The organism is Lysobacter yananisis (assembly GCF_031199375.1).
GTDB lineage: Bacteria > Pseudomonadota > Gammaproteobacteria > Xanthomonadales > Xanthomonadaceae > Lysobacter > Lysobacter yananisis.
Genome location: NZ_CP133568.1, coordinates 3,273,844 through 3,300,840, shown reverse-complemented (window position 1 = coordinate 3,300,840; position 26,997 = coordinate 3,273,844). Strand labels below are relative to the sequence as shown.

Annotated in this window: 20 protein-coding genes and 5 tRNA genes; all 25 read right to left on the bottom strand. The window is 66.9% G+C overall.

The window, feature by feature from the left end; translation table 11 throughout:
• A complete protein-coding gene (gene tuf, locus RDV84_RS13975) occupies positions 1-1,191 on the bottom strand; it encodes an elongation factor Tu (RefSeq protein ID WP_057948556.1) in 1,191 nt (396 codons plus the stop codon).
• Between the two features lie 92 nt (positions 1,192-1,283).
• Entirely contained in the window at positions 1,284-3,404 is a 2,121-nt protein-coding gene (fusA, locus tag RDV84_RS13970; RefSeq protein ID WP_057948557.1) for an elongation factor G, read from the bottom strand.
• Positions 3,405-3,545: 141 nt separating this feature from the next.
• Positions 3,546-4,013, bottom strand: coding sequence for a 30S ribosomal protein S7 (gene rpsG, locus RDV84_RS13965; protein ID WP_057948558.1), 468 nt, complete (start codon positions 4,011-4,013; stop codon positions 3,546-3,548).
• 80 nt (positions 4,014-4,093) lie between these two features.
• On the bottom strand, positions 4,094-4,468 hold the full coding sequence (gene rpsL / locus RDV84_RS13960; RefSeq protein ID WP_057948559.1) for a 30S ribosomal protein S12: 375 nt from the start codon (positions 4,466-4,468) through the stop codon (positions 4,094-4,096).
• Between the two features lie 451 nt (positions 4,469-4,919).
• Positions 4,920-9,143, bottom strand: a complete 4,224-nt coding sequence (gene rpoC / locus RDV84_RS13955) for a DNA-directed RNA polymerase subunit beta' (protein WP_057948560.1) — start codon at positions 9,141-9,143, stop codon at positions 4,920-4,922.
• Between the two features lie 142 nt (positions 9,144-9,285).
• Entirely contained in the window at positions 9,286-13,449 is a 4,164-nt protein-coding gene (gene rpoB, locus RDV84_RS13950; protein WP_057948561.1) for a DNA-directed RNA polymerase subunit beta, read from the bottom strand.
• Between the two features lie 318 nt (positions 13,450-13,767).
• Positions 13,768-14,139 (bottom strand): 50S ribosomal protein L7/L12, encoded by a 372-nt coding sequence (rplL, locus tag RDV84_RS13945; RefSeq protein ID WP_057948562.1) that lies wholly within the window; start codon positions 14,137-14,139, stop codon positions 13,768-13,770.
• Positions 14,140-14,211: 72 nt separating this feature from the next.
• A complete protein-coding gene (gene rplJ / locus RDV84_RS13940) occupies positions 14,212-14,745 on the bottom strand; it encodes a 50S ribosomal protein L10 (protein WP_309150697.1) in 534 nt (177 codons plus the stop codon).
• A 568-nt stretch (positions 14,746-15,313) separates the two neighbouring features.
• Positions 15,314-16,012: a 50S ribosomal protein L1 gene (rplA, locus tag RDV84_RS13935; RefSeq protein WP_057948564.1), complete on the bottom strand. Its 699-nt coding sequence runs from the start codon at positions 16,010-16,012 to the stop codon at positions 15,314-15,316.
• A 3-nt stretch (positions 16,013-16,015) separates the two neighbouring features.
• A complete protein-coding gene (gene rplK, locus RDV84_RS13930) occupies positions 16,016-16,444 on the bottom strand; it encodes a 50S ribosomal protein L11 (protein WP_057948565.1) in 429 nt (142 codons plus the stop codon).
• Between the two features lie 233 nt (positions 16,445-16,677).
• On the bottom strand, positions 16,678-17,262 hold the full coding sequence (gene nusG / locus RDV84_RS13925) for a transcription termination/antitermination protein NusG (RefSeq protein ID WP_057948566.1): 585 nt from the start codon (positions 17,260-17,262) through the stop codon (positions 16,678-16,680).
• A 13-nt stretch (positions 17,263-17,275) separates the two neighbouring features.
• Complete coding sequence (gene secE / locus RDV84_RS13920) at positions 17,276-17,659, bottom strand: preprotein translocase subunit SecE (protein WP_057948567.1); 384 nt, start codon at positions 17,657-17,659, stop codon at positions 17,276-17,278.
• Positions 17,660-17,755: 96 nt separating this feature from the next.
• Positions 17,756-17,831 (bottom strand) — tRNA-Trp (locus tag RDV84_RS13915).
• Between the two features lie 178 nt (positions 17,832-18,009).
• Positions 18,010-19,200, bottom strand: a complete 1,191-nt coding sequence (gene tuf, locus RDV84_RS13910; RefSeq protein ID WP_057948556.1) for an elongation factor Tu — start codon at positions 19,198-19,200, stop codon at positions 18,010-18,012.
• A 72-nt stretch (positions 19,201-19,272) separates the two neighbouring features.
• Positions 19,273-19,348, bottom strand: a tRNA-Thr gene (locus tag RDV84_RS13905).
• Between the two features lie 35 nt (positions 19,349-19,383).
• A tRNA-Gly gene (locus tag RDV84_RS13900) sits at positions 19,384-19,457 on the bottom strand.
• A gap of 115 nt (positions 19,458-19,572) precedes the next feature.
• Positions 19,573-19,658: transfer RNA gene (locus RDV84_RS13895), tRNA-Tyr, on the bottom strand.
• Positions 19,659-19,783: 125 nt separating this feature from the next.
• A complete protein-coding gene (gene ychF / locus RDV84_RS13890; protein ID WP_057948568.1) occupies positions 19,784-20,875 on the bottom strand; it encodes a redox-regulated ATPase YchF in 1,092 nt (363 codons plus the stop codon).
• Between the two features lie 156 nt (positions 20,876-21,031).
• A complete protein-coding gene (pth, locus tag RDV84_RS13885) occupies positions 21,032-21,610 on the bottom strand; it encodes an aminoacyl-tRNA hydrolase (protein WP_057948569.1) in 579 nt (192 codons plus the stop codon).
• Between the two features lie 60 nt (positions 21,611-21,670).
• Positions 21,671-22,330, bottom strand: a complete 660-nt coding sequence (locus RDV84_RS13880; RefSeq protein WP_057948570.1) for a 50S ribosomal protein L25/general stress protein Ctc — start codon at positions 22,328-22,330, stop codon at positions 21,671-21,673.
• 95 nt (positions 22,331-22,425) lie between these two features.
• The gene (locus RDV84_RS13875) at positions 22,426-23,385 is read right to left on the bottom strand and encodes a ribose-phosphate diphosphokinase (RefSeq protein ID WP_057948571.1); all 960 of its coding nucleotides are present in this window, start codon (positions 23,383-23,385) and stop codon (positions 22,426-22,428) included.
• Positions 23,386-23,491: 106 nt separating this feature from the next.
• Positions 23,492-23,568, bottom strand: a tRNA-Gln gene (locus tag RDV84_RS13870).
• Positions 23,569-23,634: 66 nt separating this feature from the next.
• A complete protein-coding gene (ispE, locus tag RDV84_RS13865; RefSeq protein WP_309150696.1) occupies positions 23,635-24,522 on the bottom strand; it encodes a 4-(cytidine 5'-diphospho)-2-C-methyl-D-erythritol kinase in 888 nt (295 codons plus the stop codon).
• A gap of 58 nt (positions 24,523-24,580) precedes the next feature.
• Positions 24,581-25,252, bottom strand: a complete 672-nt coding sequence (gene lolB, locus RDV84_RS13860) for a lipoprotein insertase outer membrane protein LolB (RefSeq protein ID WP_309150695.1) — start codon at positions 25,250-25,252, stop codon at positions 24,581-24,583.
• Complete coding sequence (locus RDV84_RS13855) at positions 25,249-26,943, bottom strand: tetratricopeptide repeat protein (protein WP_425606389.1); 1,695 nt, start codon at positions 26,941-26,943, stop codon at positions 25,249-25,251. Before RDV84_RS13855 ends, lolB begins: the two co-directional genes overlap by 4 nt.
• Positions 26,944-26,997 lie beyond the last annotated feature (54 nt).

Genomic DNA, 26,997 nt, shown 5'->3' with positions numbered 1-26,997 from the left:
TCACTTGACGATCTTCGACACCACGCCGGCGCCGACGGTGCGGCCGCCTTCGCGGATCGCGAAGCGCAGGCCTTCGTCCATCGCCACCGGGTTGATCAGCGTGACCACCATCTTCACGTTGTCGCCCGGCATCACCATCTCGACGCCTTCCGGCAGCTGGCACGCGCCGGTGATGTCGGTGGTGCGGAAGTAGAACTGCGGACGGTAGCCCTTGAAGAACGGGGTGTGGCGGCCGCCTTCGTCCTTCGACAGCACGTACACCTCGCCCTCGAACTCGGTGTGCGGGGTGATCGAACCCGGCTTCGCCAGCACCTGGCCGCGCTCCACGTCGTCGCGCTTGGTGCCGCGCAGCAGCAGGCCCGCGTTGTCGCCCGCCTGGCCCTGGTCCAGCAGCTTGCGGAACATCTCGACGCCGGTGACCGTGGTCTTCTGGGTCGGACGGATGCCGACGATTTCGATTTCGTCGCCCACCTTGATGATGCCGCGCTCGATACGGCCGGTCACCACGGTGCCGCGGCCCGAGATCGAGAACACGTCTTCCACCGGCATCAGGAACGGCTTGTCGATCGCGCGCTCCGGCTCCGGAATGAAGCTGTCCAGCGCCTCGACCAGCTTGATGATCGCCGGCACGCCGATGTCGCTCTGGTCGCCTTCCAGCGCCAGACGGGCCGAACCGTGGATGATCGGGGTGTCGTCGCCCGGGAACTCGTACTTCGACAGCAGCTCGCGCACTTCCATCTCGACCAGCTCGAGCAACTCGGCGTCGTCCACCATGTCGGCCTTGTTCAGGAACACGACGATGTACGGCACGCCGACCTGACGCGACAGCAGGATGTGTTCGCGCGTCTGCGGCATCGGGCCGTCAGCGGCCGAGCACACCAGGATCGCGCCGTCCATCTGCGCCGCACCCGTGATCATGTTCTTCACGTAGTCGGCGTGGCCCGGGCAGTCCACGTGGGCGTAGTGACGGTTCGGGCTTTCGTACTCGACGTGAGCCGTCGAGATCGTGATGCCGCGAGCCTTCTCTTCCGGCGCCGCGTCGATCGCGTCGTACGCCTTGAACTCGCCACCGAAACGCTCGGCGCCGACCTTGGTCAGAGCGGCCGTCAGCGTGGTCTTGCCGTGGTCGACGTGACCGATCGTGCCGACGTTCACGTGCGGCTTGGTGCGCTCGAATTTACCCTTAGCCATGATTGTCTCTCTTTAATTAATGCAGTGATTCGTTATTCGGAGCGGACGGAAGCCGCGAGCGGCGGCTCCCATCCGGGGGCGCAAGCATCGGCTTAGCCGCCCTTCTTGATGACCGTCTCGGCGATGTTGGTCGGCGCCTCGGCGTAATGGTCGAATTCCATCGTGAAGGTCGCGCGGCCCTGGGTCAGCGAACGGATCGTGGTCGCGTAACCGAACATCTCGCCCAGCGGCACCATCGCGTTGATGGTCTTGCCCGACGGCGTGTCGTCCTGGCCCTGCAGCAAGCCGCGACGACGGCTCAAGTCGCCCATCACGTCGCCGACGTACTCTTCCGGGGTCACCACTTCGACCTTCATCATCGGCTCCAGCAGGACCGGATCGGCCTTGCGGAAGCCTTCCTTGAAGGCCATCGACGCGGCGAGCTTGAACGCCATTTCCGACGAGTCGACGTCGTGGTACGAACCGAACACGAGCTTGACCTTCACGCCCACGACCGGGAAGCCGGCCAGCGGACCGCTGGTGATGGTCTCGCGCAGGCCCTTCTCGACCGCCGGGATGAATTCCTTCGGAATCACGCCGCCGGTGATGTCGTTGACGAACAGGAAATCGTTCTCGACGTCCTCGTTGGCGCGGTCGGCTTCGTTCATCGGCGACAGCTCGATCACGACGTGACCGTACTGGCCCTTACCGCCGGACTGCTTGGCGTGCTTGTAGTCCGACTTGACGTCCGACTTGCGGATGGTCTCGCGGTACGCCACCTGCGGCTTGCCGACGTTGGCCTCGACGTTGAACTCGCGACGCATGCGGTCGACGATGATGTCCAGGTGCAGCTCGCCCATGCCCGAGATGATGGTCTGGCCGGACTCTTCGTCGGTACGCACGCGGAACGAGGGATCTTCCTGAGCCAGGCGGCCCAGCGCGATGCCCATCTTTTCCTGGTCCGACTTGGTCTTCGGCTCGACCGCCATCGAGATGACGGGCTCCGGGAACACCATGCGCTCGAGGGTGATGACGTGGTCCTGGGCGCACAGGGTGTCGCCGGTGGTCACGTCCTTCAGGCCCACGGCCGCGGCGATGTCGCCGGCGCGGACTTCCTTGATTTCGTCGCGCTGGTTGGCGTGCATCTGCAGGATGCGGCCGATGCGCTCCTTCTTCATCTTGACCGGGTTGTAGACCTGGTCGCCCGAGTTCAGCACGCCCGAGTAGACGCGGAAGAAGGTCAGCGCGCCCACGAACGGGTCGGTCATGATCTTGAACGCCAGCGCCGAGAACGGCTCGGAATCCGAAGCCTTGCGGCTGTCTTCCTTTTCGTTCTCGTCGATGCCCTGCACCGGCGGACGGTCGGCCGGCGACGGCAGCAGGTTGATGACGCCGTCGAGCATGGCCTGCACGCCCTTGTTCTTGAACGCAGAGCCGCAGAACACCGGCACGATCTCGACCTTCAGGGTGCGCGCGCGCAGACCGGAGACGATCTCTTCCTCGGTCAGCTCTTCGCCGCCCAGGTACTTCTCCATCAGTTCTTCGGTCGCTTCGGCGGCGGCTTCGATCATGAAGCTGCGCGCTTCCTCGGCCTTGGACTGCAGCTCGGCCGGGATGTCCTTGTATTCGAACTTGGTGCCCTGCGAGGCGACGTCCCAATGGATCGCCTTCATCTTGAGCAGGTCGACCACGCCCTCGAAGCCGTCTTCGGCGCCGATCGGCACCTGCATCGGAACGGCGTACGCGCCCAGGCGCGCCTTCAGCTGTTCGACGACCTTATCGAAGTTGGCGCCGGTGCGATCCATCTTGTTGACGAACGCCATGCGCGGCACCGAGTACTTGTTGGCCTGGCGCCAAACGGTCTCGGACTGCGGCTGCACGCCGCCCACGGCGCACAGCACGAACACCGCGCCGTCGAGCACGCGCAGCGAACGCTCCACTTCGATGGTGAAGTCGACGTGGCCGGGGGTGTCGATGATGTTGAAGCGGTGCTCGGGCAGCGACTTGTCCATGCCCTTCCAGAACGCGGTGGTCGCGGCGGAAGTGATGGTGATGCCGCGCTCCTGCTCCTGCTCCATCCAGTCCATCGTCGCGGCACCTTCGTGCACTTCGCCGATCTTGTGGCTGACGCCGGTGTAGAACAGGATGCGTTCGGACGTGGTGGTCTTGCCGGCATCGATGTGGGCCATGATGCCGAAGTTGCGGTAACGCTCGATGGGAGTGGTGCGAGCCACGGGACCCTCTCGTAAGTTTTCGAATTCCAGATGGCCGGACGCCGCCTTATCGGCGGCCTCCGGTTCGCAAGGCGGCTGTCACGCCGCCGCGGCAACATCACATGCGGATGTTGCGAAGACCCTGTCGCCAGGGCGACTAGATCACCAGCGGTAGTGCGCGAACGCGCGGTTCGCTTCCGCCATGCGATGAGTCTCTTCGCGCTTCTTGATCGCCGCGCCGCGGTTCTCGGAAGCGTCCAGCAGCTCGGCGGCCAGCTTGCGCGGCATCGAGCTCTCGCCGCGCTTGCGCGCGGAGTCGATCAGCCAGCGCATCGCCAGGGCGACGCGGCGCGAGGAGCGCACTTCGACCGGCACCTGGTAGGTGGCGCCGCCGACGCGGCGGGACTTCACCTCGACCGACGGGGAAACGTTGGTCAGGGCCTTCTCGACCAGTTCCAGGGCGTTGGGATTCTTCTCGCCGATGACGTCCATCGCGCCGTAGACGATCTTCTCGGCGACCGACTTCTTGCCGCTCTGCATGACCATATTGATGAAACGCGCGATCGTTTCGCTGCCGTGCTTGGGATCGGGCAGGATCGAACGCTGCGGGGCGGAGCCTTTACGCGACATGGTGCGTACCTATTCTCGTGATTCTTGAACGTGCGTGGTTGCGGGTGGCGGCGCCTTGGGCGCGCCGGGCATCGACGCGATTAGGACTTCGGACGCTTGGCGCCGTACTTGGAACGGCTCTGGCGACGCTTGGCGACGCCGGCGGCGTCGAGCGAGCCGCGCACGGTGTGGTAGCGCACGCCCGGCAGGTCCTTCACGCGGCCGCCGCGGATCAGCACGACCGAGTGCTCCTGCAGGTTGTGGCCTTCGCCGCCGATGTACGAAATGACTTCGTAACCGTTGGTCAGGCGCACCTTGGCGACCTTGCGCAGAGCCGAGTTCGGCTTCTTCGGGGTGGTGGTGTACACGCGGGTGCAGACGCCGCGGCGCTGCGGGCAGTTGGCGAGCGCCGGCGAGGTGCTCTTGTAGGTAGCTGCCTGCCGCGGCTTGCGGACGAGCTGATTGATGGTTGCCATCTGGAACTCTTGTTTAAGGGCCGGGCGGCCGCTTCGTGAGAAACGAACGGCAAGCCGATAGCACCCGACCTGCCGAGACGAAAAAGCATAGCCCGCGCTTAACGTTTCCGTCAACGCAGGCAGCGCGAACAGGCGGAACCAACGCCGGAGGCGTCAGTTTCGTTTCCTTATTCGATGATCCCGCCCTACCCTGGGCCGAACACTAGGCGCTCCCTGCGCCTAATTTCGTGATCTGGGATGCGACCCATACGGGCCCAATCCGATCCGCGAGTCTAGCATGTTTTGCCGGACTTGCCAGCCCCGACCCGCCTGGCCCGCCGTCATGTCCACGCGGGCGACGCGCGACGCGCGGGCAAAAAACAAGGCGGGCATCGCTGCCCGCCTTGCCTGGAACCTCGTTGCCGGCCCCGATCCGGCCTGACGGCCGGACCGGGATGCGGCGGACGCTTGCTTACTCGGCGTCGTCGCCGGCGACCGTCTCGGCCGCGGCCGGAGCCTCGACCGCCACGCTCACCGGACCGGCCAGCGCTTCCATCTCCGAGTCGGTCAGGCCCGACGCGTTCTTGCGGCGCTGGGTGTGGTACGCCAGGCCGGTACCGGCCGGGATCAGGCGACCGACGATCACGTTCTCCTTGAGGCCGCGCAGGCTGTCGCGGGTACCGCGCACGGCGGCCTCGGTCAGCACGCGGGTGGTCTCCTGGAACGAGGCCGCCGAGATGAACGACTCGGTCGCCAGCGAGGCCTTGGTGATGCCGAGCAGGACCGGATCGAACTTGGCCAGGATCTCGCTGCGGGCCTGCAGGCGCACGTTCTCCTCGATCAGGCGCTGACGCTCGACCTGCTCGCCGTTGAGGAACTTGCTGTCGCCGCCGTCGACGATCTCGACCTTGCGCAGCATCTGGCGAACGATCACCTCGATGTGCTTGTCGTTGATCTTCACGCCCTGCAGGCGGTAGACGTCCTGGATTTCCTTGGTCAGGTACACGGCCAAGGGCTCCACGCCCAGCAGGCGCAGGATGTCCTGCGGGCTCGGCTCGCCGTCCACGACCGTCTCGCCCTTCTCCACGTGTTCGCCTTCGAACACGATGATCTGGCGGTACTTCGGGATCAGCTCTTCGTGCTCCTCGCCGTCGGCCTGCTTGATGATCAAGCGCTGCTTGCCCTTGGTGTCCTTGCCGAAGCTGACGATGCCGGAGACCTCGGCCAGGACCGCCGGGTCCTTGGGCTTGCGGGCTTCGAACAGGTCGGCCACGCGCGGCAGACCGCCGGTGATGTCGCGGGTCTTCGACGCTTCCTGCGGGATCTTGGCGACCACGTCGCCCACGCCGACCGGCGCGCCGTCCTGCAGGTTGACGATCGAGCGCGGCGGCAGCAGGTACTGCGCCGGCAGGTCGGTACCCGGGATCGACAGGTCCTTGCCGTTCTTGTCGACGATGCGCACGATCGGACGCAGGTCCTTGCCCTGCGAGCCGCGACGCTTGGGATCGGTGATCTCGCGCGAGGCCAGGCCGGTCAGGTCGTCGGTCTTCTCGATCACGGTCACGCCATCGACGAAGTCGATGAAGCGAACGAAACCGGCGACTTCCGAAACGATCGGGTGGTTGTGCGGATCCCAGTTCGCGACCGTGTTGCCGGCCTTGATCTCGGCGCCGTCGCGGAAGTTGATGGTCGCGCCGTAGGGCACCTTGTAGCGCTCGCGCTCGCGGCCGTGCGGGTCGAGCACCGACAGTTCGCCCGAACGCGAGACCGCGACCAGGTGGCCGCCGGCGTGCGCGACGTGCTTGAGGTTGTTGAACTTCAGCGAACCGGTGGTCTTGACGGTGACGTTGTCGATCGCCGCCGCTCGCGACGCCGCGCCGCCGATGTGGAAGGTACGCATGGTCAGCTGCGTGCCCGGCTCGCCGATCGACTGCGCGGCGACGACACCGACCGCTTCGCCGTGGTTGACCAGGTGGCCGCGGCCGAGGTCGCGGCCGTAGCAGCGCGCGCACACGCCGAAGCTGCTGGCGCAGGTGATGGTCGAACGCACCTTGATCGACTGGACGCTGGCGTCCTCGAGCTTCTGCACCCAGGCTTCGTCGAGCAGGGTGTTGCGGGTGACGATCGGTTCCTCGTCGTTGCCCGGCAGGAACACGTCCTCGGCCACGACGCGGCCCAGCACTCGGTCGCGCAGCGGCTCGACCACGTCGCCGCCTTCGACGATCGGGGTCATGGTCAGACCCTCGACGGTGCCGCAGTCGGTTTCGGTGATGACCACGTCCTGCGCGACGTCGACCAGACGGCGGGTCAGGTAACCCGAGTTCGCGGTCTTCAGCGCGGTATCCGCCAGGCCCTTACGGGCGCCGTGGGTCGAGATGAAGTACTGCAGAACGTTGAGGCCTTCGCGGAAGTTCGCGGTGATCGGCGTCTCGATGATCGAGCCGTCCGGACGCGCCATCAGGCCGCGCATGCCGGCGAGCTGACGGATCTGCGCCTGCGAACCGCGCGCGCCGGAGTCGGCCATGATGTAGATCGAGTTCATCGACTTCTGCGGGACCTGGTCGCCCTTGGCGTTGGTCACGGTGTCGGTGCCGATCGCGTCCATCATCGCCTTGGCCACGCGCTCGTTGGTGCGCGACCAGATGTCGACGACCTTGTTGTAGCGCTCGCCCGCGGTGACCAGGCCGGACTGGTACTGCTGCTGGATTTCCAGCACTTCCGACTCGGCCTCGGCCAGGATGCCCTTCTTCTCGCCCGGGATGATCATGTCGTCGATGCCGATCGACACGCCGGCGCGGGTCGCGTAACCGAAGCCGGTGTACATCAGGCGGTCGGCGAACACGACGGTGTCCTTCAGCCCCAGCATGCGGTAGCAGGAGTTGATCAGGCGGCTGATGTTCTTCTTGGTCAGCTCGGTGTTGGCCAGCGCGTACGGCAGGCCTTCCGGCAGGATCTCGCGCAGTAGGGCGCGGCCGACGGTGGTGTCGACCACCGAGGTCTTCTGCGAACGGGTGCCGTCCTCGGCGATCACGGTCTCGGTGATGCGGACCTTGACCTTGGCGTGCAGCTGCACGGCGCGGTTGTCGTAGGCGCGCTTGACCTCGGCCACGTTGGCGAACGCCATGCCCTCGCCCGCCTTGTTCTCCAGGGCGCGGGTCATGTAGTACAGGCCGAGCACGACGTCCTGCGACGGCACGATGATCGGCTCGCCGTTGGCCGGCGACAGGATGTTGTTCGACGCCATCATCAGCGCGCGCGCTTCCAGCTGGGCCTCGAGGCTCAGCGGGACGTGCACGGCCATCTGGTCGCCGTCGAAGTCGGCGTTGAACGCGGTGCAGACCAGCGGGTGCAGCTGGATTGCCTTGCCTTCGATCAGCACCGGTTCGAACGCCTGGATGCCCAGGCGGTGCAGGGTCGGGGCGCGGTTCAGCAGCACCGGGTGCTCGCGGATCACCTCTTCGAGGATGTCCCACACCTCGGCTTCTTCGCGCTCGACCAGCTTCTTGGCGGCCTTGATCGTGGTCGCGAGACCGCGGCGCTGCAGCTTGGCGAAGATGAAGGGCTTGAACAGCTCCAGCGCCATCTTCTTCGGCAGGCCGCACTCGTGCAGGCGCAGGGTCGGGCCGACCACGATGACCGAACGGCCCGAGTAGTCCACGCGCTTGCCGAGCAGGTTCTGGCGGAACCGGCCCTGCTTGCCCTTGATCATGTCGGCCAGCGACTTGAGCGGGCGCTTGTTGGTGCCGGTGATGGCGCGGCCGCGGCGGCCGTTGTCCATCAGGGCGTCGACCGATTCCTGCAGCATGCGCTTCTCGTTGCGCACGATGATGTCGGGCGCGTTGAGTTCGAGCAGGCGGCGCAGGCGGTTGTTGCGGTTGATGACGCGGCGGTACAGATCGTTCAGATCCGAGGTCGCGAAGCGGCCGCCTTCCAGCGGCACCAGCGGACGCAGGTCCGGCGGCAGCACCGGCAGCACGGTCATGACCATCCACTCCGGACGGTTGCCGGATTCGAGGAAGGCTTCGACCAGCTTGATCCGCTTGGTCAGGCGCTTGAGCTTGGTCTCGCTGTTGGTCGAGGCGATCTCTTCCTTCAGCTGCAGCATCTCGGCCTGCAGGTCGATGGTGCGCAGCAGGTCGTAGACCGCCTCGGCGCCCATCGCGGCCTCGAAGTCGTCGCCGTGCTCCTGGCGCGCCTGCAGGTACTGCTCTTCGGTCAGCAGGTTGCCGCGTTCCATCGGGGTCAGGCCCGGCTCGGTCACGACGTACGCTTCGAAGTACAGGATGCGCTCGATGTCGCGCAGGGTCATGTCCAGCATCAGGCCGATGCGCGAGGGCAGCGACTTGAGGAACCAGATGTGCGCGACCGGCGAGGCCAGGTCGATGTGGCCCATGCGCTCGCGGCGGACCTTGGCCAGGGTGACCTCGGTGCCGCACTTCTCGCACACCACGCCGCGGTGCTTCATGCGCTTGTACTTGCCGCACAGGCACTCGTAGTCCTTGATCGGACCGAAGATCGCGGCGCAGAACAGGCCGTCGCGCTCGGGCTTGAAGGTGCGGTAGTTGATGGTTTCCGGCTTCTTCACTTCGCCGAACGACCACGAGCGCACCAGGTCCGGGGAGGCCAGGGCGATCTTGATGGCGTCGAAGTCCAGCGCGGGACGCTGCTGGTTGAAGAGATTGAGCAAGTCTTTCATTTCTTTACTCCAATCGGAGGAATTCGTCGGGGAGAAGCGAGGGAAAAACCAGGGCGGGAGAGAGGGAGCCGGGAGGAGCGGAGGGATCGCGCGTTACGCCGCCATTCCCTTCGCCGCCGGCTCTCTGTCGCCTGCGCTTGCCTCAGTTCTCTTCCAGCTCCATGTTGATCGCGAGCGAGCGGATTTCCTTGACCAGCACGTTGAAGGACTCCGGCATGCCGGCGACCATTTCGTACTCGCCGTCGACGATGTTCTTGTACATCTGGTTGCGGCCCTGCACGTCGTCGGACTTCACCGTCAGCATTTCCTGCAGGGTGTAGGCCGCGCCGTAGGCTTCCAGCGCCCATACTTCCATTTCGCCGAAACGCTGGCCGCCGAACTGCGCCTTGCCGCCCAGCGGCTGCTGGGTGACGAGCGAGTACGGACCGGTCGAGCGCGCGTGCATCTTGTCGTCGACCAGGTGGTTCAGCTTCAGCATGTGCATGTAGCCGATGGTCACCGGACGCTCGAACGCCTCGCCGGTGCGGCCGTCGTGCAGCACGGTCTGGCCGCTGCTCGGCAGTTCCGCGAGTTCGAGCATGCGCTTGATCTCGGACTCGGCCGCGCCGTCGAACACCGGCGTCGCCATCGGCACGCCGTCGGTCAGGTTGCGCGCCAGACGCAGCAGTTCCTCATCGGTGAACTGCTTCAGGTCGACGCGCTGGCCGTGCACCTTGGTGTCGTGGTTGTAGACGTCGTCGAGGAACTTGCGCAGATCGGCGATCTTCTGCTGCGCCTCCAGCATGCGCTGGATCTTCTGGCCCAGGCCCTTGGCGGCCCAGCCCAGATGCACTTCGAGGATCTGGCCGATGTTCATACGCGACGGCACGCCGAGCGGGTTCAGCACGATGTCGACGGTCTGGCCGTCGGCCGCGTACGGCATGTCCTCGACCGGAACGATGGTCGAGACCACGCCCTTGTTGCCGTGACGGCCGGCCATCTTGTCGCCCGGCTGGATGCGGCGCTTGACCGCCAGGAACACCTTGACCGTCTTGAGGATGCCCGGAGCCAGGTCGTCGCCCTGGGTGATCTTGGCGCGCTTGTCGGCGAAACGGCGTTCGAATTCCTTGGCGTGAACGTCGATCTGCTTCTGCGCGCGCTCGATCGCCTCGATCGCTTCCTCGTCCTTCATGCGCAGGGTGAACCAGTCGGTCTTCTTCAGGCCGTCCAGCACCAGCGAGGTGACGGTGTCGCCCTTCTTCAGGCCGGCGCCGCCGTTGGCGGTCTTGCCGATCAGCTGCGAGCGCAGGCGGTCGTAGATCGCCGCTTCGAGGATGCGGAACTGGTCGTCGAAGTCCTTCTTGACCCGGCGGATTTCCGACTCTTCGATCTGGCGGGCGCGCTTGTCCTTCTCGATGCCGTCGCGGGTGAAGACCTGCACGTCGATGACGGTGCCGTCCATGCCCGGCGGCACGCGCAGCGAGCTGTCCTTAACGTCGGACGCCTTCTCGCCGAAGATCGCGCGCAGCAGCTTCTCTTCCGGAGTCAGCTGCGACTCGCCCTTCGGGGTGACCTTGCCGACCAGGATGTCGCCGGCGCGGACCTCGGCGCCGATGTACACCACGCCCGACTCGTCGAGGCGGTTCAGCGCCTGCTCGGAGACGTTCGGGATGTCGGCGGAGATCTCTTCCGGCCCCAGCTTGGTGTCGCGCGCCGAACAGGTCAGCTCTTCGATGTGGATCGTGGTGTAGCGATCCTCTTCGACCACGCGCTCGGAGAGCAGGATCGAGTCTTCGAAGTTGTAGCCGTTCCACGGCATGAACGCGACCAGCATGTTCTGGCCGAGCGCGAGCTCGCCGATGTCGGTCGAGGGACCGTCGGCCAGCACGTCGCCGCGCGCGATCACGTCGCCCACCTTCACCAGCGGACGCTGGTTGATGCAGGTGTTCTGGTTCGAACGCGTGTACTTGATCAGGTTGTAGATGTCGACGCCGGCGTCGGTCACCGCGGAGATCTCCTCCTCGTTGACCTTGACCACGATGCGGCCCGCGTCGACCTGCTCGATCACGCCGCCGCGCAGCGCGTTGACGGTCACGCCCGAGTCGCGCGCCACGGCGCGCTCGATGCCGGTGCCGACCAGCGGCTTCTGCGAACGCAGGGTCGGAACGGCCTGGCGCTGCATGTTCGCGCCCATCAGCGCGCGGTTGGCGTCGTCGTGCTCCAGGAACGGAACCAGCGCGGCCGCGACCGACACGGTCTGCATCGGCGAGACGTCCATGAAGTGGATCTCGCTCGGCGGCTTCAGCAGGGTTTCGCCCTGGAAGCGGCAGGCGACGAACTGGGCGGTGATCATGCCCTTGTCGTCCTGCGGCGCGTTGGCCTGGGCGATGACGTACTCGTTCTCTTCGATCGCCGACAGGAACTCGACGTCCTCGGTGACCTTGCCGTCCACGACCTTGCGGTACGGCGTCTCGAGGAAGCCGTACTTGTTGGTGCGGGCGAACACCGCCAGCGAGTTGATCAGGCCGATGTTCGGGCCTTCCGGCGTTTCGATGGTGCAGACGCGGCCGTAGTGGGTCGGGTGCACGTCGCGCACTTCGAAGCCGGCGCGCTCGCGGGTCAGGCCGCCCGGGCCCAGCGCGGAGACGCGGCGCTTGTGGGTGACTTCCGACAGCGGGTTGTTCTGGTCCATGAACTGCGACAGCTGCGAAGAGCCGAAGAACTCCTTGATCGCGGCGGCCACCGGCTTGGCGTTGATCAGCTCCTGCGGGGTCAGGCCTTCGGACTCGGCCATCGACAGGCGCTCCTTGACCGCGCGCTCGACGCGGACCAGGCCGACGCGGAAGGTGTTCTCGGCCATTTCGCCGACCGAACGCACGCGGCGGTTGCCGAGGTGGTCGATGTCGTCGACTACGCCGCGACCGTTGCGGATCTCGGTCAGGGTGCGGATGACGTCGAGGATGTCGGAGGTGTCGCCCAGCTCGTTGCGCAGGCGCGCGGACTCGTCGTCCTTGCGATCGGCGAAGTACTTCGCGTCGTACAGCACCGAGGCGCCGATGGTTTCCTTGCGGCCGATGCGGCGGTTGAACTTCATCCGGCCCACGGCCGAGAGGTCGTAGCGCTCGAAGGTGAAGAACAGGTTGTGGAACAGGTTCTGCGCGGCGTCCTTGGTCGGCGGCTCGCCCGGACGCATCATGCGGTAGATCTCGACCAGGGCCTCGAGCTGGGTCTTGGTCGGGTCGATGCGCAGGGTGTTGGAGATGTACGGACCGCGGTCGAGGTCGTTGACCCAGATCGTGCCGATCTGGTCGATGCCGGCCTTACGGAAGGCCTGCAGGTGGTCTTCGTTGATCTCGTCGTTGGCCGAGGCCAGCGGCTCGCCGGTCTTGGTGTCGACGACGTCGTGCGACAGGATGCGGCCCATCAGGTAGCTGTCCGGCACGGCCAGGGCGGAGATGCCCGACTGCTCCATCTGCTTGACGTGGCGCGCGGTCACGCGCTTGCCGGCCTCGACGATCACGCGGTCGCCGTCGGCCAGGTCGAAGTCCAGGGTTTCGCCGCGCAGGCGCTCGGAGACCAGCTCCCACTGCACGCCCTCGGGCATGATGTGGAAGGTGTTGATCTCGAAGAACTTGTTCAGCATCTCCTCGTTGCCGTAACCGAGCGCGCGCAGCAGCACGGTGACCGGCAGCTTGCGGCGGCGGTCGATACGGGTGAACACCGCGTCCTTCGGGTCGAACTCGAAGTCCAGCCAGGAGCCGCGGTAGGGGATGATTCGGGCGCTGTACAGCAGCTTGCCCGAGCTGTGGGTCTTGCCGCGGTCGTGGTCGAAGAACACGCCCGGCGAACGGTGCAGCTGCGAGACGATGACGCGCTCGGTGCCGTTGACGATGAAGGTGCCGTTGTCGGTCATGAGCGGGATCTCGCCCATGTAGACCTCTTGCTCCTTGACGTACTTGATCGCCTTGGTCGAGGACTCGCGGTCGTAGATCACCAGGCGCACGGTCACGCGCAGCGGAGCGCCGTAGGACAGCCCGCGGTTGCGGCATTCGCGCTCGTCGAACACCGGGTCGCCGAGCTTGTAGCCCACGTACTCGAGCGCGGCGTTGCCGCTGTAGCTGGAGATCGGGAACACCGACTTCAGCGCGGCGTGCAGGCCGCGGTCGGCGCGCTTGGCCGGGTCGGTGTGCTCTTGCAGGAATTCGCGATAGGAATCGACCTGGATCGCGAGCAGGAAGGGTACTTCGAGGATGGACTTGCGCTTGCCGAAGTCCTTGCGGATGCGCTTCTTTTCGGTGAACGAATAGTTCTGGGAAGCTGTGGTCATGGTGAGCTACCGCCTCGATTAGCTAATGGGCCGGGAAAGCCGCTTGCCGGCGCCTTCCGGGCGAACCGCGCGTCCGCGGTTCGGGGGACTAATGACTGAAAAGCAAAAATTGCCAGTGGGAAGTCGCTGGTATTGCCGGCACCAGCACGCCTTCTCCCGCTACTTCCGACTGACAACTCACGACGACGGGACGCGGATCGCGGAAAAAAACCCGAACCGATCCGGAATGCGCGATCCCGCTACAACGGCCAAAGGCCGGGGGCTTTCGCCCCCAGCCTTCGGTTGGTCGCCAATACGAACCGGCGACGCAAGTACGGCTTACTTGACTTCGACGGTCGCACCAGCGGCTTCGAGGTCCTTCTTCATCTTGGCAGCGTCGTCCTTGGAGACGGCTTCCTTGACGTTCTGCGGAGCGCCTTCGACCAGGTCCTTGGCTTCCTTCAGGCCCAGGCCGGTGATGGCGCGGACGGCCTTGATGACTTCGACCTTCTTCTCGCCGGCGGCCTTCAGCACGACGGTGAACTCGGTCTGCTCTTCGACCGGCGCGGCGGCTTCGGCGGCGACGCCGGCGACGACCGGAGCGGCGGCGGAGACGCCGAACTTCTCTTCGATCGCGCGGACGAGTTCCATGACTTCCATCAGGCTCTTTTCGGCGATGGCGTCGACGATCTGTTCGTTGGACAGGGACATTGTGTTTAACCTCAGGAAAATTTGATCTTACGAATCGGGTTCAGTGAAGCGGTCGCGAAGACGGTGCGGCGATTACGCCGGTTCCGCTTCGGCCGGAGCTTCGGCTGCGACTTCGCCGCCGCCCTGCTGGTCGGCCACGGCCTTGACGGCGCGGGCGAACATCGCGGCGGGTTCGGACAGCACGCGGGCGAGCATCGCCAGCGCCTGGTCCAGGGTCGGCAGCGAGGCCAGGACTTCGACGTGGCTGGCCGGATAGACCTGACCGCCCACGGCGACGACCTGAGCCTTGAGCTTGTCGTTGCCCTTGGCGAATTCCTTGATCAGACGGCCGGCGGCGCCGGGTTCGTCCACCGAGAACGCATACAGCAGCGGACCGACGAGCTTGTCTTGGACGCACTCGAATTCGGTACCGGCGACGGCGCGCGAGGCCAGGGTGTTCTTGACGACACGCAAGTACACACCGGTTTCGCGAGCCTTCTTGCGCATCGCGGTCAGCTGGCCGACCGTGATGCCCGCGTACTCGGCTGCAATCAAGGAGTGGGCCTTCGCGGCGACTTCTGCCAGCTCGGCGACTACTTCTTGCTTCTGAGACAGATTGAGAGCCATTGCACTCCTCCGAAAGCCGGGAATCGAGGGCGGGAGCCGGACGCCGGGGACTGAGCTTTCGCTCCGCCCGACGTCCCGATCCGTGTTCCCCATTCCCAGCCTTATTGACTCCGCTCGCGGCTCCTGCCGCTTGCGGTCCTGGGCGGCGACCGTCCTTGTCGCCGGGGACGCCCGCAGGCGTCCCGGGTGGTGGCCTTTCCTGAAAAAATTCCAGTAAGGGGCACCATCTGCGCCGGCCCGGCTCCGAAGAGTCCGAATTAAGCGGTCTCGCTTGCACCGACGGCGACTCCTTGCCGTGTCGAGCTTCCGTGCCCGTCGTCGGTACGCGCTGACCGCGCCTGCGGTCTTTGACGGCTATCGCTTCGGGTTGCCCCGAGGCGATGCCCTCAAAATTTCGGCTAACGGCGGTGATGCGGCCGGTCGCCTGTGTTTCGGTCGGGGGCCGCGGTGAGGCGGGCCCCGGGTATTCGTCGCTTGCTACCAGAGTTCGGCGGCTCTGGATCCCCGCTTTCGCGGGGATGACGCAATGGCAAAGGCGCTCGCGCTTATGCGCGAGCGCGCCATTGCGTCACTTGAGCGTCAGCGAAGCCTGGTCGACGATCACGCCCGGACCCATGGTCGAGCTGATCGAGACCTTCTGCAGGTACTGGCCCTTGGAGGTCGACGGCTTGGCCTTGATCAGGTCCATCAGCAGCGCCTGCAGGTTGTCCTTCAGCGAACCGTCTTCGAACGAGACCTTGCCGATGGTGCAGTGGATGATGCCGGCCTTGTCGGTGCGGTAACGGACCTGGCCGCCCTTGGCGTTCTTGACCGCCTCGGCCGGGTTCGGCGACACGGTGCCGACCTTCGGGTTCGGCATCAGGCCGCGCGGGCCGAGCACCTGGCCGAGCTTACCGACCACGCGCATCGCGTCCGGGGTGGCGATGACCACGTCGTAGTTCAGGTCGCCGGCCTGCATCTTCTCGGCCAGGTCGTCCATGCCGACGGCTTCGGCGCCCGCGGCCAGGGCCTCGTCGGCCTTGGCGCCGGCGGGCGCGAACACCGCCACGCGCACGGTCTTGCCGGTGCCGGCCGGCAGCACGGTCGAACCGCGCACCTGCTGGTCGGACTTCTTCGCATCCACGCCCAGGCGCACGGCGACGTCGACGGACTCGACGAACTTGGCCTTGGTGGTGGTCTTGACGATCTTCACCGCGTCTTCGAAGGCGTACGCCTTACCCGGAACGACGGCTGCCTTGATGGCCTTTTCGCGCTTGTTCATTGCCATGTCTTAACCCTCCACCACCAGGCCCATGCTGCGGGCCGAGCCCGCGATCGTCTTCACCGCGGCATCCAGGTCGGCCGCCGTCAGGTCGGCTTCCTTCTGCTTGGCGATGGCTTCCAGCTGGGCGCGGGTGACCTTGCCCACCTTGTCGGTGTTCGGGCGCTTGGAGCCGGAGGTGATGCCGGCGGCCTTCTTCAGCAGCACCGAAGCCGGGGTCGACTTGGTGACGAAGGTGAAGGTACGGTCCGAGTAGGCCGTGATGATGACCGGGGTCGGCAGACCCGGCTCGAGCTTGGAGGTCGCGGCGTTGAACGCCTTGCAGAACTCCATGATGTTCAGGCCGCGCTGACCCAGCGCAGGACCGACCGGCGGCGAGGGGTTGGCCTGACCGGCCTTGACCTGCAGCTTGATGTAGCCGACTACTTTCTTTGCCATTGATGTGCTCTCCGGGTGCTAGCGCCTTAAGACCCCAGGCTCCCCATCGGGCCGGAAATCGCGCGTTCCGGCATCGCGTTTTCTGTCGCGCGAACAGCCGCCCGTGGATTGATCCGGGGCGGCTGGTCGGTTGAGGCTGCCACCCTGCCGGGTAGCGAGCCGCACACTATATCAGGTTTTGGGGGCGTGGGGCGCAGCCGGCCGGCGGGGCCGGCGCAGGCACCCCACCCGGCTCAGGTGGCTTTTTCGACCTGGCCGAATTCCAGCTCGACCGGGGTCGAGCGGCCGAAAATGAGCACCGCGACGCGCAGGCGGCTCTTTTCGTAGTTGATCTCTTCGACCACGCCGTTGAAGTCGACGAACGGGCCGTCGATGACGCGGACCATCTCGCCCGGCTCGAACAGCACCTTCGGACGCGGCTTCTCGACGCCTTCCTGAACGCGCTGCAGGATGCGGTCGGCCTCGACGTCCTGGATCGGCAGCGGGCGGTCGGCGGTGCCGCCGATGAAGCCCATGACCTTCGGGGTTTCCTTGATCAGGTGCCAGCTCTCGCTGTCGATGCGGGGAATGCCCGCCTCGTCGTGGGTGGCGATCTGGACCAGGACATAGCCCGGGAAGAACTTGCGCTCGGAGCGGCGCTTCTGGCCGGAGCGCATTTCCACGACCTCTTCGGTCGGGACCAGCACTTCGCCGAAGCGGTCGGTCATCTCGAAGCGGACGATGCGGTCGCGCAGGGCCTGGGCCACCGACTTCTCGAAGCCGGAATAGGCGTGGACCACGTACCAGCGCTTGTTTTCTTGCGTATTCAACTCGGTCATCTCCTCAGCGTCCTCAGCGCGCCAGCAGGAACTTGACCGCCGCCTGGATCACCCAGTCGAAACCGGACAGGATCAGGCTCAGGATCAGCACCGCAACCATGACCACCCAGGTGGTCTTAAGGGCCTCGTCGCGGGTCGGCCAGACCACCTTGCGCAGCTCGAAGCGCGACTCGGACAGGAACTCGCGGGTCTGGGCGCCCTTGGCCGACAGCATGAACACCGCGGCGCCCGCGACCAGACCGGCCACGACCACGGCGGCGCGCAGCGGGCCGCTCCAGTTCTCGAACCAGATATAAGCGAACACCCCGCCGGCGGCCAGCGCGAGGGCCAGCACGTACTTGACGAGGTCGCCGGCGTTGCCGCCGCTGGATTTGTGCTGTTCGGCCTTGCTGTTCATTCTCGGGGCGATTCCCTCGCGAAAGCCCGCCCATCCTGCGCGGCCCTTTCAATGGCTTGCCAGTCGCCGGGTCGTCCGAACCGGCTCGGTAATAGGTGGCACGCCAGGAGGGACTCGAACCCCCAACCTGCGGTTTTGGAGACCGCTGCTCTGCCAATTGAGCTACTGGCGTACGTCTGAAATCTCGGGTCCGGATCGGCGCCCTTCAAGGGGCAGAGCCGCCGGCCGGCCATTGTCATCGAAAACCGGTCGCCACGAAACAGGGCGCCCTAAACAACGAAGGCGGACCGGGTTGCCGGCCCGCCGTTCGCGGCCTGCGGCGACCCTGAGGCCGCCGCGGGGTGCAACGATTACTTGACGATCTTCGACACCACGCCGGCGCCGACGGTGCGGCCGCCTTCGCGGATCGCGAAGCGCAGGCCTTCGTCCATCGCCACCGGGTTGATCAGCGTGACCACCATCTTCACGTTGTCGCCCGGCATCACCATCTCGACGCCTTCCGGCAGCTGGCACGCGCCGGTGATGTCGGTGGTGCGGAAGTAGAACTGCGGACGGTAGCCCTTGAAGAACGGGGTGTGGCGGCCGCCTTCGTCCTTCGACAGCACGTACACCTCGCCCTCGAACTCGGTGTGCGGGGTGATCGAACCCGGCTTCGCCAGCACCTGGCCGCGCTCCACGTCGTCGCGCTTGGTGCCGCGCAGCAGCAGGCCCGCGTTGTCGCCCGCCTGGCCCTGGTCCAGCAGCTTGCGGAACATCTCGACGCCGGTGACCGTGGTCTTCTGGGTCGGACGGATGCCGACGATTTCGATTTCGTCGCCCACCTTGATGATGCCGCGCTCGATACGGCCGGTCACCACGGTGCCGCGGCCCGAGATCGAGAACACGTCTTCCACCGGCATCAGGAACGGCTTGTCGATCGCGCGCTCCGGCTCCGGAATGAAGCTGTCCAGCGCCTCGACCAGCTTGATGATCGCCGGCACGCCGATGTCGCTCTGGTCGCCTTCCAGCGCCAGACGGGCCGAACCGTGGATGATCGGGGTGTCGTCGCCCGGGAACTCGTACTTCGACAGCAGCTCGCGCACTTCCATCTCGACCAGCTCGAGCAACTCGGCGTCGTCCACCATGTCGGCCTTGTTCAGGAACACGACGATGTACGGCACGCCGACCTGACGCGACAGCAGGATGTGTTCGCGCGTCTGCGGCATCGGGCCGTCAGCGGCCGAGCACACCAGGATCGCGCCGTCCATCTGCGCCGCACCCGTGATCATGTTCTTCACGTAGTCGGCGTGGCCCGGGCAGTCCACGTGGGCGTAGTGACGGTTCGGGCTTTCGTACTCGACGTGAGCCGTCGAGATCGTGATGCCGCGAGCCTTCTCTTCCGGCGCCGCGTCGATCGCGTCGTACGCCTTGAACTCGCCACCGAAACGCTCGGCGCCGACCTTGGTCAGAGCGGCCGTCAGCGTGGTCTTGCCGTGGTCGACGTGACCGATCGTGCCGACGTTCACGTGCGGCTTGGTGCGCTCGAACTTACCCTTGGCCATGGCTATCGCTTCTCGTGTTTGGTCTATGTGTCGCGTTGGCTGCCGGTAAAGCAGCCGGGTACCGCTTGAAGATGGTGCTCACGAAAGGAATCGAACCTTCGACCTCCTCCTTACCAAGGAGGTGCTCTACCGACTGAGCTACGTGAGCGAAACTTGTTGCTGCGCTGGACGGCGTTGATTCAATGGAGCGGGAGACGGGGATCGAACCCGCACCATCAGCTTGGAAGGCTGAGGTTCTACCATTGAACTACTCCCGCGCCGCGTACAGCCATTACAGCGTTGGAACTTGCAATCTTGGAGCTTGCAACCTTGAAACTTTACCGCTTTGCCTGAGCGCCGCATCGATGAAACCGATCGTCGCACCGGCCAACCTGGTGGAGGGAGGTGGATTCGAACCACCGAAGGCGTAAGCCAGCAGATTTACAGTCTGCCCCCGTTGGCCGCTTGGGTATCCCTCCGAAGAGCCCGTAATTTTGAAGTGCGATCTTCAGCTTGTCAACGCACTTTCACGAAATCTTGCGGGATTTTTTTCGCCCCCGCCGTCGGCGCGTTCCAGCCGTCGGCAGCGGGGCGCGTAGTCTACTCAAACATTGAACCGGAAGTGCAAGACATCGCCTTCCTGGACGCGATATTCCTTGCCTTCCAGGCGCAGACGGCCGGCGTCGCGGGCGCCGGACTCGCCCTTGTACTTGATGAAATCGTCGTAGGCGATGGTTTCGGCGCGGATGAAGCCCTTCTCGAAGTCGGTGTGGATGACCGCGGCGGCCTGCGGCGCGGTCGAACCGGCCCGGACCGTCCAGGCGCGCACTTCCTTGACCCCGGCGGTGAAGTAGGTCTGCAGGCCCAGCAGGGCGTAGCCGGCGCGGATCAGGCGGTTGAGGCCCGGCTCTTCCAGGCCCAGGTCGGCCAGGAAGGCGTCGCGGTCGGCGTCGTCGAGCTGGCTCAGCTCCTCCTCAATGGCCGCCGAGACCGGCACCACCTGGGCGCCCTCGGTCACGGCGCGGGCGCGCACGGCGTCGAGGTGCGGATTGTTCTCAAAGCCGTCCTCGAGCACGTTGGCCACGTACATAACCGGCTTGAGGGTCAGCAGGAACAGGTCGCGCAGCGCGGCCTTGTCGTCCTCGGACAGGTCCAGCGCGCGCGCCGGCTTGCCGGCGTCCAAGCCGACGCGGACGCGGCCGAGGATGTCCTTGCGCGCAATCGCTTCCTTGTCGCCGGTCTTGGCCGAGCGCTCGGCGCGCTGCAGGGCCTTCTCGACGCTTTCCAGGTCGGCCAGGGCCAGCTCGGTGTCGATGGTCTCGATGTCGGCGATCGGATCGACCTTGTTATTGACGTGGATCACGTCCGGGTGCTCGAAGCAGCGCACCACGTGGGTGATCGCGTCGACCTCGCGGATGTGGGCCAGGAACTTGTTGCCCAGGCCCTGCCCGCTGGCGGCGCCGGCGACCAGGCCGGCGATGTCGACGAACTCGACCGCGGTCGGGATCAGCTTCTGCGGCTTGACGATCTCGGCCAGCGCGTTGAGCCGCGGATCCGGCACCGGCACCGCGCCGACGTTGGGCTCGATCGTGCAGAACGGGAAGTTGGCCGCGGCGATGCCCGCCTTGGTCAGCGCGTTGAACAGGGTCGACTTGCCGACGTTAGGCAGGCCGACGATGCCGCATTTGATGCCCATGGGTGCTGAGTCCGGGAATAGAGAGAAGGATTGGGGAGTGGGAGCCGCGCGAGGAACCGCGCGTATCGCTGCGAGCGCGCAGCTCCCGCCAGGAAATCTTGTGGGCGAGGCCGGGAACCGGGGAGCCTGCGCTCCGCGCCCTGCCCCGCGCCCGCTTCATTTCGCGGTGTGCAACCGCGTCATCGCATCCATGAAGTTGCCCTGCGCCGCCAGCGGCATGACGTCGATGGCCTCGTCGATGGCGCGAAGGATCGTGGCCTCGTCGTCCTTGCCGGGACGGCCGAGCACCCACGGGGTGACCTTGTCCTTGTGGCCGGGATGGCCGATGCCCAGGCGCAGGCGGTGGAACTTGCCGTGGCCGAGCAACTGGATGGTGTCGCGCAGGCCGTTCTGGCCGCCGTGGCCGCCGTCGAACTTGAGCCGGGCGGTGCCGGGCGCGAGGTCGAGCTCGTCGTGCGCCAGCAGCGCTTCCTCGGGCTCGATCTTCCAGTAGCGCAGCGCGGCGGTGACCGACTTGCCGGAGAGGTTCATGAAGGTGGCCGGCTTCAGCAGCCACACCGGCTTGCCGGCGATCTCGATCTTCGAGGTCTCGCCGAACAGCTTGGACTCCAGGCCGAAGCGGCCGCCGAACTTCTCGTTCAGGGCGTCCACAAACCAGAACCCGGCGTTGTGCCGGGTCCGGGTGTATTCGGCACCGGGGTTGCCCAGGCCGACGATCAGGCGCAATCCCGCCATGAACTCAGGACAGTCCGCAAACGCGGACCGGCGCGCCGGCTACGGCGCGCCGGCCGGCGATCACTTCTTGTCTTCGTCCTTCTTGGCGACCTTGGCGGCCGGCACGTCCGCGGCCGGCGCGTCTTCGGCCGGCTCGGCCTCTTCCTTGCCGTGCTTGGCGATGACGATGGCGACGTCGTGTTCCTTGCCCAGCTTCAGCTCGGGGATCTCGACGCCCTTCGGCAGCTTGAGGTCCGACAGGTGGACGATGTCGCCGACCTTCAGCTCGGACAGGTCGATCTCGATGAACTCCGGCAGGTCCTTCGGCAGGCAGGACACTTCGACTTCGTTGAGCTCGTGGGTGACCACGACGTCGGCGGACTTGCCGGCCGGCGACTTGTCTTCGTTGAGGAAGTGCAGCGGCACCGCCACGCGCAGCGCCTGGTTGGCGTCCACGCGCTGGAAGTCCAGGTGCATGATGATCTGCTTGAACGGGTGGCGCTGCATGTCGCGCAGCAGGACCTGCTCGACCTTGCCGTCGACGTCGAGGTTCAGGATCGACGAGTAGAACCACTCGTGCTGGCTGGCCAGCCAGATCTTCTCGTGCTCAAGCTGGATCGGCTGCGGCGCGGCGCTGCCGCCGTAGACGATGGCCGGGATGCTGGCGGCATGACGCAGGCGGCGGCTCGCACCCTTCCCCTCGACATTGCGGCCAGTGGCCTTGATGGTGTGTTCGGACATTTGCGTGTACTCGGTGTTTACAGCGTTGGAACCGCCTCGCGGCGGCGGGGAAGCTCATCCGCGACCAGATGAGCCTTGAAACGAATCGGGGTGGATCAGTCGACGTAGAGCGAGCTGACCGACTCGCCGAAGGCGATGCGGCGGATCGTCTCGGCCAGCAGCTCGGCCACGCTGAGCTGGCGGATGCGGCCGGTGGCCCGGGCCGCGGCGGTCAGCGGGATGGTGTCGGTCACCACCAGCTCGTCCAGCTGCGACTTGGTCACGTTGTCGATGGCCGCGCCCGACAGCACCGGGTGGGTGCAGTAGGCCACGACCTTCTGCGCGCCCTGCGCCTTGAGCGCCGCCGCGGCGGCGCACAGGGTGCCGGCGGTGTCGACGATGTCGTCGACCAGCACGCAGGTCTTGCCCGACACGTCGCCGATGATGTTCATCACCGTGGCGACGTTGGCGCGCGGGCGGCGCTTGTCGATGATCGCCAGGTCCGCGTCGTCCAGGCGCTTGGCGATCGCTCGCGCGCGCACCACGCCGCCGACGTCCGGGGACACCACGATCAGGTTGTCGGTACCGTGCGCGCGCCAGATGTCGGCGAGCAGCAGCGGCGAGGCGTAGACGTTGTCGACCGGGATGTCGAAGAAGCCCTGGATCTGATCCGCATGCAGATCGACCGTGAGCACCCGGTCGGCGCCGACCGCGCCGAACATCTTGGCCGCGACCTTGGCGGTGATCGGCACGCGCGAGGAGCGCGGGCGGCGATCCTGGCGGGCGTAGCCGAAGTACGGCACCACCGCGGTCACGCTGGCCACCGAGGCGCGCTTGAGCGCGTCGATCAGGACCAGCAGTTCCATGAAATTCTCGGCCGTCGGCGCGTTCGTCGGCTGGATGACGAACACTTCCTGGCGGCGCACGTTCTCTTCGATCTCGACCTGCACTTCGCCGTCGGAGAAGCGCCCGACCAGGGCCTTGCCGAGCCGGATGCCCAGCTCCTTGCACACGGCTTGCGCGAGCGGGCGGTTGGCGTTGCCGCTGAAAACCAGCAGGTTGCGATCGTTTTGCACTGTCTTGAGACCGGGACTCGGGATTTGGGATTCGGGATTCGTAGCGGCGGCTGCGAGGTCCTGCCTTTTACGAATCGCGAATCCCAAATCTCCAATCCCTTGTGTGTGGCAGGGGCGGTAGGATTCGAACCTACGAATGCCGGGATCAAAACCCGGTGCCTTGGGCCTCTTGGCGACGCCCCTGCGGAAACCTGATTTGCAACGCGAGCTGGAACCGAACGTGCCGCGCGACGGGAGCGAACCTGCGGTTCAGCCGCGCCGGCGGGCTTCGAGCGCGATGCGCAGCGGCGAACGCTGCGCCCCGGCCGCCGTCCAGGCGCGCAGGCCCGGCGGCAGTTCCGCCAGCGCCGCTTCGGCGGATTCGCGCGTGGCGAACTCGACGAAACAGCCGCTGCCGGACCCGGTCAGGCGTGGCGAGCCGATCCGCGCCAAAGCGGCGAAGGCGGCCTCGACGGCGGCCTCGCGCTGGCGCAGCACCAGCTCGAACGCATTCCCGAGCGGTCTACCCGAAACGAAGTCCGACATTGTCGCGGGCGCGGCATCGCGCGTCAATTCAGGGGATCGAAAAAGCGCCGCGGTCGGGGCGTGGACGCCGGGGTCGGCGAGCACATACCAGGCCGGGGCCAGCGCGACCGGGCGCAGGTCTTCGCCCACGCCCTCGGCCCAGGCATTGTCGCCGCGCACGAACACCGGCACATCGGCGCCCAGGCGCAGGCCCAGTTCGGCCAGCGTTTCGACGCCCAGATCGGTGCCCCAGAGCACGTCCAGGGCCACCAGGACGGTCGCAGCATCGGACGAACCGCCACCAAAACCACCCCCAGCCGGAATGCGCTTTTCGATGACGATGTCGACACCTTGTCCGCAATTAGACGCCGTTTGCAACGCCAGTGCGGCGCGCACGGTGAGATCGTCGGCCTCGGCCACGCCGGCCACCGAGCCGCCGTGGCGGACGATGCGGCCATCGCTGCGCGGACGCAGGCGGATGGTGTCGCCCCAGTCGAGGAGACGGAACACGGTCTGCAGCAGGTGGTAGCCGTCGGCGCGGCGGCCGACGATGCGCAGGAACAGGTTCAGCTTGGCCGGAGCCGGCCAGGCCGACCAGGCGGGATCGTTGAAATCGTGGGGCATCGTCGGCATCGCTGGGACGGCCGCGCCGTCCGGGTTCGGTTCAGTAAGTCGCCGCCGCGGCGGCGGCTCAGGGCGTCGCGGCTTCGGCCGCCCCGCCCTGCCATCGATCGACGATCAGCCGCACCCGCGCCGAGTCGCGGCGCGCGTCCAGGCGCGTGGGCAGGTCGCCGGTGGCGGGCCATTCGTAGGCGATGGTCCAGCCGCCCTGGGCGATCGATTGCGGACGGCCGTCGGGGCCGGGAACGATGCGGGCATCGCCGCCGTCGCCGCCCGCGGGCAGGCCGCGCAGCCAATCGCCGAGCGCGGCGACCGGAATGTCCCAGCCGGTGGCCTGGAACAGCAGCTCGGCCGCATCCGCGCCTTCGCGCGGGCCGCCGTCGAGACCTTCCAGGCGGGCACCGCCGGGCGCGCCGCTCAGGCGCCAGCTCTGACGGGTGACCGGCGCGCTCAGGGCGACATCGAAGCCGGCGCCGCGCTGGCTCCATTCGATCCGGCCGCTGCCGCCCTTGCCGGCGTTGGACACCGCGATGCGGCCGGTCAGCGACCAGTCGGCCGCGGCGCGCACGCGGGCCGAGCGCGCGGCCTCGCGTTCGGCCGCGTCCGCGGCCGGCACCACCTGCCCCGCCGGCGCGCCGGGACGAACGCCCGGCCCGGCGCAGGCCGCCAGCACGGCGGTCAGCAGCAGTCCCGCGACCAGGCGGACGCGGGCGGCGACCGCCGTCTCTGCCATCGCACTCATACCCCGTACTTCTTCAGCGCCCGCTGCAGCGAGCGGTTTTCGGCATCGATCTTGCGGCCCTGCTCGAAGTACTTGCGCGCTTCGTCGCGGCGGCCGGTCTCCCACAGCAGTTCGGCCAGGTGCGCGGCGATCTCGGCGTCCTTCTGCATGGTCAGGGCGCGGCGCAGTTCGACTTCGGCCTCCTTGACCCGGCCCAGGCGATACAGCACCCAGCCGTAGCTGTCGACGATGGCGGCGTTGTCCGGCTCGGCGGCGCGCGCGCGCTCGATCAATTCCAGCGCTTCCTGGTAACGGTTGGTGCGGTCGGCCAGGGTGTAGCCGAGCGCGTTGAGCGCGGCGACGCTGTCGGGCTCGGCGACCAGGATGCGGCGGAAATCGGCTTCGGCGCGGGCGACGTCGTCGCGGCGTTCCCAGCTCAGGGCGCGCGCGTAGAGGATCTCCGGCTCGTCCGGGAACGCGGCCAGGCCGCGGGCGAAGGCCTCGTTCTCGCCGCCGATGTTCTTGTCCTCGGCGCGCAGGTTGGCTTCCAGGATGTAGGCGTCGCGGCGGGTGTCGTCCTCGGCCGAGGCGTCGGACTGGATCGCGCGCAGCGCGCCGTAGGCTTCGTCGGCGCGCTTGAGCTTGTGCAGCATGTTGGCCGCGCGCAGCCGCGCCAGCTCGCGCTGCGGGCCGCCGGGCACGCCGCGGTACCAGCCCAGCGCTTCGTCGTAGCGCTCCAGGTACTCGGCCAGCTGGCCCAGCAGCAGGCGCCGGGCCGGGTCGGGCTTGGTCGCGCTGGCGCTGAGTTCGTCGTACAGCGCGGTCAGGGTCGGCTTGTCGTCGGCGCGGGCCAGGTAGGACGCGCGCAGGGCGTAGGTCTGGTCGTCCTGCGGGCCGCGCGCGAGCACCGCGGCGACGTTCTGGAAATCGTTGAGGCCTTCGTACTGCTCGGCGATCAGCGCGCGCAGGTTGTTGTCGCCGTCGGCCAGCGGCACCAGGGTCGCCAGCAGTTTGGCGGCCTCGTCGCTCTTGCCTTCGTCGCGCATCTGGCTGACCCGCAGCAGCGCCACCCGCGGCTCGCCGGGGAAGCGCTTGACCACTTCCTCGACGATGCGGTCGGTGAGCTTGGGCTGGTCCAGGCGCTGGGACAGGCCGCCGAAGGCGACCCAGGCCATCAGGTTGCGCGGCGGCAGGCGCCCGCCCGCGACGATCTTCTCGACCATCCGCGCGGTCTGCTTGGGGTCCTTGGAACCGGCGGTGAGCACGCCCAGCGCCTGGCGCCAGCCGGTCTCGGGCTCGGAGGTCATCAGCGCGTTGAGCTGGCGCAGCGCGGCGCGTTCGTCGCCGCGGCGCAGCGACAGGGTCGCCTCGGCCGCGGCGTAGACCGAGCCCTGGCCGCCGAGCTTGCGCCACAGCGCCAGCGAATCGGCGGCCACCGCGTCCTGGCGCGCGACCAGGGCGATGGTGGTGGCGCGTTCGGCCAGGACCGGGTCGGCTGCCGCGCGCGCGGCCTGCAGGTAGGACTCGGCGGCTTCGTTCAACCGGCCCGCCTGCAGCGCGAACTCGCCGGCCAGCAGCGGCTCCAGCGAGGCGCCGACCGGGTCCTTGGCGGCCTGCGCCTGGACCGTGGCGCGGGTCGCGGCCAGCGCCGCGGCACTGGGCTCGGCGGCCGGCGCCGCGGCGGACGCGGCGCCGGCGCTCCAGCCGCACACGGCCAGCAACAGCGCCGCGGCGAGGCGGCCGGCGCGGCCGTGCTGGGGTCTGTC